This is a genomic window from Prosthecobacter vanneervenii (assembly GCF_014203095.1).
Classification (GTDB): Bacteria; Verrucomicrobiota; Verrucomicrobiia; order Verrucomicrobiales; family Verrucomicrobiaceae; genus Prosthecobacter; species Prosthecobacter vanneervenii.
Genome location: NZ_JACHIG010000006.1, coordinates 183,848 through 196,547, shown reverse-complemented (window position 1 = coordinate 196,547; position 12,700 = coordinate 183,848). Strand labels below are relative to the sequence as shown.

The 12,700-nt window shown below is 60.6% G+C and carries 9 protein-coding genes; 4 read left to right on the top strand and 5 right to left on the bottom strand.

Annotated elements, in window-relative coordinates; genetic code table 11:
- Positions 1–185: 185 nt before the first annotated feature.
- Positions 186–1,133, bottom strand: a complete 948-nt coding sequence (locus HNQ65_RS15170) for a class I SAM-dependent methyltransferase (protein ID WP_184340422.1) — start codon at positions 1,131–1,133, stop codon at positions 186–188.
- 334 nt (positions 1,134–1,467) lie between these two features.
- Between HNQ65_RS15170 and HNQ65_RS15165 the strand changes: the two genes are divergently transcribed.
- Genes HNQ65_RS15165 through HNQ65_RS15155 form a run of 3 tightly spaced genes read left to right on the top strand, consistent with a single transcriptional unit; the run spans position 1,468 to position 6,283 of the window.
- Complete coding sequence (locus HNQ65_RS15165; RefSeq protein WP_184340421.1) at positions 1,468–2,001, top strand: sigma-70 family RNA polymerase sigma factor; 534 nt, start codon at positions 1,468–1,470, stop codon at positions 1,999–2,001.
- Positions 1,998–3,452, top strand: a complete 1,455-nt coding sequence (locus HNQ65_RS15160; RefSeq protein WP_184340420.1) for a LamG-like jellyroll fold domain-containing protein — start codon at positions 1,998–2,000, stop codon at positions 3,450–3,452. Before HNQ65_RS15165 ends, HNQ65_RS15160 begins: the two co-directional genes overlap by 4 nt.
- Entirely contained in the window at positions 3,452–6,283 is a 2,832-nt protein-coding gene (locus HNQ65_RS15155) for a PSD1 and planctomycete cytochrome C domain-containing protein (protein WP_184340419.1), read from the top strand. The genes HNQ65_RS15160 and HNQ65_RS15155 overlap by 1 nt, the downstream gene beginning before the upstream one ends.
- Before the next feature lie 14 nt (positions 6,284–6,297).
- Here the strand turns inward: HNQ65_RS15155 and HNQ65_RS15150 are convergent, their stop codons facing one another.
- The 4 genes from HNQ65_RS15150 to HNQ65_RS15135 are packed head-to-tail and all read right to left on the bottom strand — an operon-like array spanning position 6,298 to position 10,976.
- Positions 6,298–7,692, bottom strand: coding sequence for a polysaccharide lyase 6 family protein (locus tag HNQ65_RS15150; protein ID WP_184340418.1), 1,395 nt, complete (start codon positions 7,690–7,692; stop codon positions 6,298–6,300).
- Positions 7,693–7,750: 58 nt separating this feature from the next.
- Positions 7,751–8,542: a heparin lyase I family protein gene (locus HNQ65_RS15145; protein ID WP_184340417.1), complete on the bottom strand. Its 792-nt coding sequence runs from the start codon at positions 8,540–8,542 to the stop codon at positions 7,751–7,753.
- Positions 8,543–8,570: 28 nt separating this feature from the next.
- Positions 8,571–9,338 (bottom strand): hypothetical protein, encoded by a 768-nt coding sequence (locus HNQ65_RS15140; protein ID WP_184340416.1) that lies wholly within the window; start codon positions 9,336–9,338, stop codon positions 8,571–8,573.
- Between the two features lie 3 nt (positions 9,339–9,341).
- Complete coding sequence (locus HNQ65_RS15135) at positions 9,342–10,976, bottom strand: hypothetical protein (RefSeq protein ID WP_184340415.1); 1,635 nt, start codon at positions 10,974–10,976, stop codon at positions 9,342–9,344.
- A 208-nt stretch (positions 10,977–11,184) separates the two neighbouring features.
- Here HNQ65_RS15135 and HNQ65_RS15130 point away from each other — a divergent pair, with 208 nt between their 5' ends.
- Positions 11,185–12,660, top strand: a complete 1,476-nt coding sequence (locus HNQ65_RS15130; RefSeq protein WP_184340414.1) for a DUF1501 domain-containing protein — start codon at positions 11,185–11,187, stop codon at positions 12,658–12,660.
- Positions 12,661–12,700 lie beyond the last annotated feature (40 nt).

The window sequence follows — 12,700 nt, the reverse complement described above, 5'->3', positions numbered from 1 at the left end:
GTGATGCCGTGCTTAGGCGCGGCATCAGGCATCACTTCCGTTTTCACCACTCAGGGAGCCTGCAGGCCATGGCATGTGGAGGCATGCAAGCGCATCCGAGTGCAGTTGCATCAGTGTTTAAGGAAAAAAGGCGGCATCATTCCCCCATGCATTTTGCTGCCATGGCTTCACGCAAAACCAGCTCCCTACCTTCGGATGTGCAAAAACAGATTCACCCCCTCCGGTTCCCACATCACCTCGATCGAGTCGGCAGGTGCTCCGGCCTCCAAGGCCAGGGCGCGGAGTTGATCGCTCGTACGGTGGTGCAGCACCCAGTCTCCCAGCAGCTCCATGTAGTCGCGGCTGGGGTTGTAGTCGGAGAAATTCCCCACCACCACTTCCCCGCCGCGCTTGGTCACGGCCATGAGCGCCTTGAGCAGAAAGACAAAGGTGCGATCCGTGAGGTAGTCGAACAAGCCGGCCGACCACACCAGCTCATACCCCTTGGTGGGCAGAAAGCGCAGCACGTTGCGATGGTAAAACTCCACCCTCTTTCCAAATGGAGCGCACAGCTTCCGCGCACGCTCGATGGCATGCGCCTCGGCGTCCACGCAGTCGAAGAACACCTCGCACTCGGGATTGTCCAGCACCCACTCACGCACATCCCGGGCAGGGCCGCTGGCCACATTCAGCACATTCAGGGGCGTCCGGGCGCGCCCAGCAGAGTGGGAATTGAGCAGCTGGTGAAAGTAGGCCTTGCGGTTGCGCACGGCATTCGGTGCCGCCTGGGAGTGGAAGTAGAGATCCCAGCGCCGCAGATGCGGCTCCTGCGCGATCTGCATGGTGTAAATGGCCTCAATAATCTCAAAATCACCGCTGTAGCCGTATTTCTTGCCCAGCGCCCGGGCTTGCATGGTGCCCTCCAGATGTCGGCTGGTGATGTCGTGAGAGTAGGCGATCACGTCTTCCCGAGCGATCACTCCAGCCTTTACCGCATCACCAAGCCGCCTCAGCGCACGGTTCATGTGTGCATAATCGCTCGGCATGGGGCCACCGCAGGCGATAAGCTCGCGCAGCAGATCATCACACTCGATCAACGGCGCAAAGTCGTTCTTGCGAACGGTATGGCTTTCTTGGAGGACAGTGGGCGGCATGCGCAGGAGGTGGCAGATTGAAACCGGATGACTTAGTTATTTGATAATAAGCCCCTCCTGACCTTCCTGGAAGTAAAAAATTATTAACATCAGGCTATCAAAGCAGCCAAAATTATCAATATTTTTGAAATTTATACACTGCATGATTAATCAAAAGTGAATCAGAAGCGGTGAGTTCTAAAAACACATTCTTCAGCTAACAGTCCCCAAGTGAATCTCGTCAGTCAGGAACTTAACTTCTGACTCAGAGCAGCGGCGATGCCCCGCCGAAGACAAAAAATCGCGTTCCCGCGTAAAAAGCAGCCTCCAGGCGGAGATAAGAGAATGAACTCGCATGCCTCCCACCGACCACGAACGCCACCGCCGCTTCCTGCGCAGCTTCACAGCGCACGAGCCCGCCATCCGCGCCCATGTGCGTCGGCTGGTGCCCGCACGGGCGGATGCGGACGACATCATGCAGGAGATCAGCGTCGTCCTGTGGGAGAAATTTGACTCCCTGGCTGAAGGCGCAGACTTCAAGCCCTGGGCTTTCGGCGTGGCACGCTACGAGGTCCTGGCCTGGCTGAGAGATCGCGGTCGTGACCGCCTCGTGCTGGATGAGGAAGTCGTCTCCAAGATCGCCGAGGAAACCACCGCCCTGGAGCCTGTGCTGGAGCGCCAGCGCGAGGCCTTGGAGCACTGCATGCAAAAAGTGCCCGCAGACCAACGCGGACTCCTCATGCAGGCCTACCAGCCCGAGTCCAGCATCCAGGAAGTTGCGCAAAACAGCGGGCGCAGCGTGCCCGGCTTTTACCAGTGGCTGCACCGCATGCGGCAGAAGCTGCTGGAGTGCATCCGCCGCGTTTTGGCAGAGGAGGCCGCCTCATGAAAGCAGAGCTGATGGCCGCCTACCTCAGCGGCAGCATCACGCCGCCGCAGATGCAGCAGCTCAATGCCATGCTGCTGGCAGACGCGGAAGCCCGCCGCGAATTCGCCGAACTGCTCAACGTGGACTCCGCCCTCGCAGCGCTGGCTGCGGATTGGACCTCCACCCCCAAGGCGGCGCAGCCAAAGCCTGCGCGCTGGCTCACCTCTTCGCCACGCTGGATCACCGCTGCCGCTGCATGCATCGCCATGCTGCTAGGTGCTTGGTACTGGCAGCATGCCCACACCATCTATGCCACCGTTTCCAAAGCCGCAGGGGTGCAGGAACTGACCGATGGCGCAGCCCTGCGCGGCGAGACTCACGACATCCGCGCAGGCAGTGTCTCCCTCATCACCGCACGCGGCGCACGCATCGTCATCGAGGCCCCGGCGGAGTTCCGCTTTGAGTCTGCACAACGCCTGCACATGAAGCGCGGGCGGCTGGCAGCCGATGTGCCGCCCACGGCCAAGGGCTTCACCGTCATCACACCTTCCGGAGACGCGGTGGATCTCGGCACCCGCTTCGGTGTGGACGTGCCCACCAGCGGCGCGGCGGAGGTGCACGTGTTTCAAGGCGAGGTCATCGCCAAAGCCTCCGGCGCACATGACAAGCAGAGCCTGCGCGGTGGCGATGCGGTGACCTTTGCCGCAGGTGCCAGCACCGCACGCGAGCTGCGCTCCGCCGCCTTCATCCAGCCCGATGAAATGCCCGGCCTCACCGCAGGCCTGGCCGCCGGTCAGCGTGCCCAGGCCGAGGGCGCGCTCGCTGCTTTACGCAAAGATCCCGCGCTCATCGCGCTGCTCGACTTTGAATCCGCCGAAGAACTGCCCGGCGTGTATCGCAAAGTGCAGGGCCGCTGGCCGGGCTCTCACGCGCCGGAGTTTGTGAATGTGGGCGATCATTTGAAGCTCGATGTCGGCGGTGGCCGTGACTGGCCGCAGCTCACGCTCGCCGCGTGGGTGCGCATTGACCGCCTCGGCGCGCCCTACCAGTCCCTGCTGCACACGGATGGCTGGAGCCAGAACAACCCCGGCCAGGTGCACTGGATCATCAACCGGGACACCACCATGCGCCTCGCGCTCATCGGCAATGTCCTCGCCCCCGGCTCCGTCGAACGCCAGGGCCACCCCGACTCACGCACCCCCGTGCTGCCGGAGCAGGGCCGCTGGGTGCATCTGGCCGCCGTCTATGACTCCGCGCAGAAAACAGCGCGCTTTTATCTCAATGGCCAGTTCGACAGCGAGACCCGCCTGCAGACCGCGCCGCCCGCACGCCTGGGCCCCGCACAGATCGGCAACTGGAACCAGCAGGATCGCAAGCTCAGCGGCCGTGTGGACGAGCTGCTCCTGCTGGGCCGCGCCATGAGCGACGCCGAAATCCACGCCCTGCACGCCGCTGGCAATCCCTACCGCTGATGAAGCTCGCCCTCTCATTCCTGCTCGCCTCCTCCGCTCTCGCCGCCGCCGTCGATTTCGTGCGCGACGTGCGCCCCATTTTCCAGCAGCACTGCTACAGCTGCCATGGCGAAAAAAAGCAGAAGTCCGGCCTGCGCCTCGACATCAAATCCGAAGCCTTCAAAGGCGGCGACAAGCACGCCCCCGACATCATCTCCGGCAAGTCCAAGGACAGCCCCCTCATCCACTTCATTACCACCGACGACGAAGACGAGCTCATGCCGCCGAAGGGCAAACTCTCAACCAACGACATCGCCACTCTCACCACCTGGATCAACGAAGGCGCCCCATGGCCCGACGGCATCGACCTCGCCAAACTCGAAAACCGTCTCGATCACTGGAGTTTCAAACCGCTCCAAGTTTCAAGTTCTGCACAAAGCATCGATCAATTCATCGACGCTAAGCTCGCCGAAAAGCATCTGCACCGCTCCGCGCCCGCCGATCCCGTCTCACTCATCCGCCGCATCACCTTCGATCTCACCGGCCTGCCGCCCACCCCCGAAGAAACCACCGCCTTCGAAAAAGAGTTCATCCAGGATCGAGCATCCAGCATCCAGCATCTGGTTGACCGCCTACTCCAAAGCCAACGCTACGGCGAGCATTGGGCCCAGCACTGGCTCGACGTGGTGCGCTACGCTGACACTCATGGCTTTGAGGTGAACACCGAGCGCCCCAATGCCTGGCCCTACCGTGACTACGTCATCCGCTCCTTCAACAAAGACACGCCCTACGACCGCTTCATCAAGGAGCAGATCGTGGGCGATGCCATGGGCCAGGATGCCGCCACCGGCTTCCTCGTCACCGCCTCCGTCCTGCTGCCAGGACAGATCGGCAAAGACGATGCCTCCAAGCGCCTCGCCCGCCAGGACTCCATCGACGAGATCGTGGTCAACATCGGCCAGACCTTCCTCGGCCTCAGCATCGGCTGCGCCCGCTGCCACGATCACAAATTCGATCCCATCACCTCCAAAGATTACTACGCCATGCAGGCCTTCGTGGCCGGTGTCGAATACGCCGACCGCGACCTGCACACTCCCGAGGCCGAGGCCGCGCGTGCGGAGGAAAAGAAGCTCAAGGCACGCCTCGCAGAGATCGACAAAGAACTCGCCCGCTTCGTGCCTCTCGCCAAATCCGGGACCGAGCGCCCCATGATCAACGCCCGCGAAAACGCCGACCGCTTTCCTCCGGTGAAAACAAAACGTGTGCGCTTCACCATCAAGGCCACCACCAATCTGGAGCCCTGCATTGACGAGCTGGAAGTCTTCAACACCGCCGGCGAAAACGTCGCCCTCGCCACCACCGGCACCCAGCGCAAATCCTCCGGCGACATCGGCGTGGCGGAGCGCCACGAGCTGCGCTTCCTCAACGACGGCCGCTACGGCAACTCAAGAAGCTGGCTCTCCAACAAGATCGGCCAGGGTTGGGTGGAGCTGGAGTTCCGCCAGGAGCAAACCATCGAGCGCGTCGTCTGGGGCCGCGACCGCGAAGGCAAGTTCACCGACCGCCTCGCCACCGACTACCAGATCGAAGCATGCGATGCCACCGGCACCTGGCACATCGTGGCAGACGCCAGCGACCGCCAGAAGTTTGATCCCAAAAATCAGACCAAGAAAACCAAGCCCACGCTAAACGGCCTCACCGCCGAAGAAACCAAACGCGCCAAACCGCTGATCCAGGAAAAAGCCGCCGCTGAATCCAAAATCACCCAGGCACAAAACGCGCAGAAGGCATTCGCCGGCACCTTCCGCACCCCGGACGACATCCACCTTCTCAATCGCGGCGATCCCGAGCAGCCCAAGGAATCGGTGACTCCCGCCGTGCTTAGCTCACTCGGCTCTTTGAAGCTGCCCAAAGAAAGCGCCGAGCAGCAGCGCCGCCGCGCCCTCGCCGACTGGATCGCCAGCCAGCAAAACCCGCTCACCGCCCGCGTCATGGTCAACCGCATCTGGCAGGGCCACTTCGGCACCGGCCTCGTGCAGACCGCCAGCGACTTCGGCCACATGGGCATGAAACCCACCCACCCCGAACTCCTCGACTACCTCGCCGCCGAGTTCATCCGCAGCGGCTGGAGCGTGAAGCACATGCACCGGCTGATTGTGCTGTCGGAGACCTACGGGCAGTCTTCGCAGATCGCTGAAGACAATCAGACCATGAGACAATCAGACACGGAGAAAAGCTCCGCTTCAGCAGTCTCCTTGTCTCCCCATCTGATTGTCTCCCTATCTACCTCCGCAAGCACCACCGACTCCGAAGCACGCTACCTCTGGCGCTTCCCCTCCCGCCGCCTCGAAGCCGAATCCATCCGCGACTCCATGCTCGCCGTGAGCGGTCGCCTGAACCTGAAAATGCATGGCCGTGGCTTCAATCTCTTCGACCAGCGTGGCGGCCTCAGCGGCTTTGATCCCATCGAGACCTTCACCCCCGAAAACGAGCGCCGCATGATCTACGCGCACAAAGTGCGCCGCGAGCCCGAAACCGTCTTCGGCGCCTTCGACTGTCCCGACGCCGGCCAGAGCACCGCCCGCCGCATCGAAAGCACCACGCCCATCCAGGCCCTCAACCTCTTCAACAGCCGCTTCACCATCCTGCAAAGCACCGCCTTCGCCGATCGCGTGAAAAAGGAAGCCGGCCCCGATCTCGCCCATCAAATCACCCACGCCTACCGCCTCGCCCTCAGCCGAGCCCCCACTCCCGAAGAACTCGCCGACACCCTGCCCCTCGTCCGCGACCACGGCCTCCCCGCCCTCTGCCGCGCCCTCTTCAACAGCAACGAGTTTCTCTTCATACCCTAGCTGGAGTCCGGTGCTCAGGGCAGATTCTGATTCTCCACTTCCCGCAATTCGTTCGGCAACACTCCTGCAGGATCGGGGGCGACATAATCAAAACAGCTGCCCGTCTTCATGCCGGAGAAAACATTGCCCTGCACCTGCACATTCTGTGGCAGCAGCGGGTATTCCGGGCGGGCATAGATGCCTGCGGCTATGCGCTTGTCACAGTGCTCAAAAAGATTGCTCACGATGAGAATGTTTTTCGCACGGCCATAGCCTCCCAGTTCATCGCTTTCACCAAAAGTTTCCACATCCGCTGCCATCAGGGAGACAGGCCAGCCATAATAGTCTGCAGGCTTCCCAAGATTGCGGAAGGTGTTGCCAATGATGATGTGGTCGTCGCCCTGCAAACGCACACCGCCAGTGTTTTCCCGCCCCTGTCCGTCGAAGACATTGCCCTGCACCAGAACACGTCGAGCAGTGCGCAGGCAGAGCACCCCCTGGCTGCCGAGGAAGCGGTTCCCGCGCACCACGATGTCGGACGCCTTCAGGGTGATCAATTCATTCTCGCCATCGCACTTCTCAAAGATATTGCCCTGAATGAGCGCCCCCGTGGAAGCCGCACGCACCCCGCTCCACCCGATCTGGATGATCTCGTAGCCGTTTTGGTTGTCGAGATGCGGACGGCTGGCAAAGCGGTTGTTGAGAATATGCAGCCGCTGCAGCCCCTGCGCTGGCAGCTCAGCCGCCCCAAGCATCTGGCCAATGTTGCGAAAGTTTTCAAAGACGCAGTTGGCCACCGTGTTATCACTGCCGCGCAAAGCCATGAGCCAGACATGGATCTTCGAGCACTCAGCGGGATCAGCAGAACCGCAGTCCTCGATGCGGATGCGATGAAAAATGCACTGGTTAGCCGGTTTCTGCTCCCCATTCCCTGCCGCGAAAACAGTGGTGTTGTTTCTCGTGACTGTGATGCCATGAAAGGCCAGGTCGTGCACGATGAGATGCTCCCCATGAAAACGCACACTGGAGCCACCGCTGAAAACCACCCCACCAGGCATCTCCGGACAGATCAAAAGAGGAGCCTCCATGGTGCCGTGCCCTTCAAATACAAACGACTGGTCTTTCCACTCTCCCGCCGCGAGCACGAGCCGGTCTCCCGGAGCCAGCCTGCCGGAGATCCGTCGCACCTCCGCCGCGTCATGAACCAGATGTGTCTTCCCACCAAACAACCCGCAACGCAGGATGTCCCCACCCTCAATTCTGGCCAGCCTGGGATCTATCGGACGCTGAAGATCCAGCCGCAAAGCGCTCCGCCATTTCGCCGCGTTCAGTGCCGTCTCCAGTTCTTCGTCAGCAGAAGCACAGAACGTGGATCCAGGCGCGACAAGCAGCCATGAGATGAAGGCCCAGATACATGCGGTGGTTTTCATGCGGTTAGAATAGTCGACAGGTTCTTTTTCTTCGCCTCCAGGCGCAGCGGCATCTATCTCACCAAAACCTCTGGTTGGAAATGGTCACGTCGTCCACATACAGCATGTGCTCATGCTCGGTGCTGCCGTTTGCGGTGATGCCAACTTCGAGGCGGTCATAGACTACTTTTGCGGTGGGAAGCGTTTGTCCGCGGGCATCGATCACCTTGGTGTCGTCCTGCCAGATCTCCATGATGCCGTCGAAATTCTCTGACAGAAACATGTGCACTCGCAGCCGAACCCAGCGGTCCGTGGGAAACGATATGGCGCAATCATGCGGCTGGCGAAAGGTGCGCGCGGAGAACCACTTGCCCAGATCAGAGGCGATGACGCCGCCCTTTTGCAAATACACCCGGCGCCCTGGCGACTGCCATTTGTGACTCGTCTCAAGGTCCCAGAGAAAAACGTGCTCAAAACTCGGCCCTCTTTTGAGCCAGAACCAGGCCTCCGACCAAACGTGATCACCTTTGGTGAAAGGCAACTGCTCGCGTTCAACGTCAGACTTTGAAGTGATGTCATTTCGCTTCACCGTGGCAAAGCATTGGATGGACTGTTTTCCCGAATGGGCCTTCTCCATGGTGAGACTGATGCTGTTATTCGCTGGCACGAGCTGCCGCCCATGCCAGCGCGAGAGATCCTTCGGGTAAAGTTCGAGAAACGTGGCTGCGTTTTCAAAACCATCTCGGAAGACAAAGGCGCTCTCACCACGCACAGGCTGCTCCTCGAACCAGTCCAGCCGCACCGCCAGCAGTCCTGCGAACACCGTGAACGCAAGCCCCCCAAGAGTGATCAGCACACGTTTGAATCTCATGTCACGCTTGGGTTCTCCGGCAGATCCTTCATTCGACCTGCGCCTTTAATTTCGCCTTCATCGCCGGCCAGCCTTTCGCGGGCACGCCCTCCCAAAGGCGAAAATTTCGAAAGCTAGCGGAGAGCGGCGGGCTTTTGTCAAAGCCGTTCGAGTAGCCGCTGACTCCAAAACTGATGTAGGCCTTGTCAGCCGCCACCTGCGGATGCGCCCCGGCAATGGTTCGGCCGTCAATGGTGGTGACCATTTCCTCTTCCATAATCTCGATGAGCACCGTCTTCCACTCCCCCATGGCCATGGCTTTCTTCACCGCGCCAAATGGCTCGTTCACATCCGGTCCGTCATGGTCGTGGTCGTCCTTCTGCGTGGAAAATCCGTTTTTATTGATGATGAGGCGGCACAGATGCTCCACGCGGTTTTGCGCAGGACGTGTGGGCGTGGCTGCCCTGATTGCCGCCGGATCATCAATACAAAAGACCACCTGCGAGCAGCCGTCGATCTTCACATCAAACTGCAGCACCGCATTTTTCCACGGCAGCGCAAAAAACGCCGCCGCGCTATGATTGTCCTTCTTGAGCTGATAGCCACGGAGAGCACCGTCCACAATATCCCACTGGCCAGGTCTGAACGACCAGCCGTGGCTCATGCTGGCGAGCCCGCCTCCTTTGAAAATGTCCGTCGGCATCTGGGAGAGATCCTCGCTTGCCAGCAGCTTCCCGCGCTCGGTCATCAGCGTCTTGGGATCATTAGCCAGAGCCAGGCTCGTCACAGCAAGGAGGAAAAGAATCGTGAGCTTCATGAATCAGTTGGATGTTTGGGCTACCACGCCGACCTCCAGCTCCACAAGCTGCAAAGGCTGGGCCAGACTCGCGGGCAAAAGGGTGATCTCGATGTCATTCCATCCTTCGTGCAGCTGGCTCAGGTCACTCACCGGCCACTGCACATAAGCCTCCGTCGGCGGCGGGTGCGATCCATTCCCATGGCGCTTGCCTGTGGTGACAACAAGCTGACCGGCCACATCGCCTTCGTGAAAAGCACGCCCGTTCACCACCACTCGTAGCGCCAGCGGGGCAAAGGTCTTGTTCGCGCCGGACAGACCGAGACGCAGCCCGACATAGTCAGGCTTCGGCACGGCCTTCGCCAAATACTCGCCAATCAGCAGCCGCAGCTTTGAAACAACCCCAGGCCTTAGTGCCAACGGCAGTTGCTTGCGATACTCGTAGCTGTCCTCCGAATCGTGAAAATAGCTCTGTGTCACCTGATAGCGTCGGCTGCCGGGAGGCTCGCGCCAGATGCCTCCTTTGATCGCAGCGGCCATGCTGGCACTGTCAGATGCAAAGCTGAAGTTGAAGATCTGCACGCCATCCGCACCTAGCTGGCGTTGGTTCAGAATGGAGCCAAGTATCTGCGCGGCGTCCGGCTCACGCTTCACCTCCATGTCATAAGTCGCAGCCTGATGATTCGCGGCAAACGGCCAGTTGTAGCCGCCCCTGCCATAAATCGAGCCCACAATCTGCACCCCCGCAGGCTTCGCAATGCACACAAATTCATCGATTGGCATGTCATGCGTCAGCGTCATCAGCGGCGCTGGAATGACGACATCCACCAGCCGCTCTCGCATCCACTTCTCCACCTCCAGGCCAGACCACGCGCAGTTCTTCAGCGCCGGTGGCACTCTCACGATCAGCGGCATCGCACGCTTCTGCTTCGCCGATTGCTCCTCCAGCCGTGAACGCACCCGCCGCAGCATCTCCGTGATCAGCGGCGCGCCTTTTTCCGCCTCACCCGGCGGGAAAAAAATCTGGAAGCGGTTAAAGTCCAGCTCAAGTCCGTCCATCAGGTCCGCATAGCGCTCCATCGTCTCAAAGATCACCGCCAGGCGAAAGGCGCGCACCGACTCTCGGGCATAGTTCAGCAGATGCTTGTACCCCTCAAAGGCCGGCACTGGAGATGCGCCGATCGTTGCATCCTGATTCTCCATCCAGAACCGGCCTGTGAGCGGATACTCGAGGGGATCCGTCGTGAAGTGTCCGTCGTTCATCCGATATGAAGGCACAAATTTCAGCCCCAGTTCATGCAGCCGCTCGCCAACGATGCGCGGCGCATCCAGCCCGGCCTCTGTGGCCACGCGGCATTTCTCGATCCGCGTCTTCCATTTCGGATCCTCGGTATACTTCGTTTTCCTCCAGCCCCAGGTGCTCGCGACTTTGGTCGGATAGTAGAGAATGTCAGAGCCCGCGCCGATGCACCAGCACACCGTGTTCACCGGCAGCTTCGCCTCTTCATCGATGAGCTGCTTCAGTTTGACCACCGAGTCTTCCGGCGTCACTCCACGAAAGGACAGATCACCATCAAAGTTGTGCATCAGCCCCAGATCAGCTGCCATCACGGGCACCATGAGCACAGCAGATAATACAAGCGTGGCGGTAAATTTCATCGAATGAATCAGCAGGAGCGCTCACTTCATACGCAGGCCGCCACCTCAGCTTCTCTAAGAAGTCTCCGAATCACGCCATTCCAGCACTCCACCTCGGCGGCTCCGCCCCCTGCATTTTTCGTCATTTCGCCATGAATCATCGTTAAATCTCGCCGCGTTGTGGAGAGTGTCAGGCGGACTCTTCATTCCCTGACCTCGCGCCCCAGCCATGTCTCCCCATGTCGAACATCTCTCCCCCGCAGGCCACACGCTTCTGGATCGCCGCCGCTTCCTCTCCAGTAGCGCCACAGCACTAGGCTCCATCGCGCTGACCAACCTCCTCGGCCTCGATGGGCTGCTCGCTGCTCAGTCAAACGGCCCCATCATTGACCCCGCCCGCCCCTACGCTCCACGCCAGCCGCATTTCCCTGCGAAGGCCAAAAACGTCATCGTCATCTTCTGCGCAGGTGCCGTCAGTCAGTTGGAGACTTGGGACTACAAACCCGAACTCATCAAATGGGACGACAAACCCCTGCCCGGTGGCCCCGCTGTCACTTTCCAAGGGCCCGCAGGCAATCTCGCACGTCCGCAATACACCTTCCGTCAGCGCGGCCAGACCGGCAAATGGGTCAGCGACATGATCCCGCACCTCGCGGAACTCACCGACGACATCGCCTTCGTCCACTCGCTCACCAGCAAGTCCAACACCCACGGCCCCGCTGAGAACTTCCTCTCCACCGGTTTCAATCTCGACGGCTTCCCTTCCCTCGGTGCCTGGACCACTTACGCCCTCGGCAGCGAGAACCAGGATCTCCCATCCTACGTCGCCATCCCCGATCCACGCGGTGTGCCGCAAAACGGTGCCAACAACTGGGGCCCCGGCTTTCTCCCCGCAGCCTTTCAAGGCACCACGATGAGCTCCAAAGCCCCCGTGCGCCACCTCGCCGCACCGGGCGTCCCCCCAGCCAACGATCAAGCTGCACGCTCCCTGCTTCAGCGAATGAATGCCCGCCACCTCGCCGCCCATCCCGGCGATGGCAAACTGGCCGCACGCATCGCCAGCTACGAGCTCGCTGCGCGCATGCAGCTCAGCGTTCCCGAGATCAGCGACATCAGCACCGAGCCCGCGCACATCCTCAAACTCTACGGAGCCGACGACACCCAAAACGCCGACAAAGCCGCCTTTGCCAAGAATTGCATCCTCGCTCGCCGCCTCATCGAAAAAGGCGTGCGCTTTGTGCAGCTCTTCAACGGAGCCTACGCCAGCGGCGGCAAGCTCAACTGGGACGGCCACAACGCACTCAAGGAGCAGTACGATGTACACGCCTCCATCCTCGACCAGCCCGCCGCTGCGCTCATCCGCGATCTCAAAGCCCGTGGCCTGCTGGAGGACACTCTCGTCGTCTGGTGCACCGAATTCGGCCGCATGCCCTTCTTCCAAAAAGGAGCCAAAGGCCGCGACCACAACCCCGACGGCTTCACCTGCTGGATGACCGGCGCAGGCGTCAAGCCCGGCGTCAGCACTGGCGAGTGCGATGAACTCGGCCAGAAAGCCGTGAAGGACATCCACCCTCTCTACGACTTCAACGCCACTATTCTCCACCTCCTCGGCCTCGACCACGAACGCCTCACCTTCGAGCACAACGGCGTCCAGCGTCGCCTCACGAATGTGGAGGGGCATGTGATCAAGCAGATGCTGGCGTGAATGACTGAAGTGATTCAGGCACTCCTGCCTGCAACTCGAA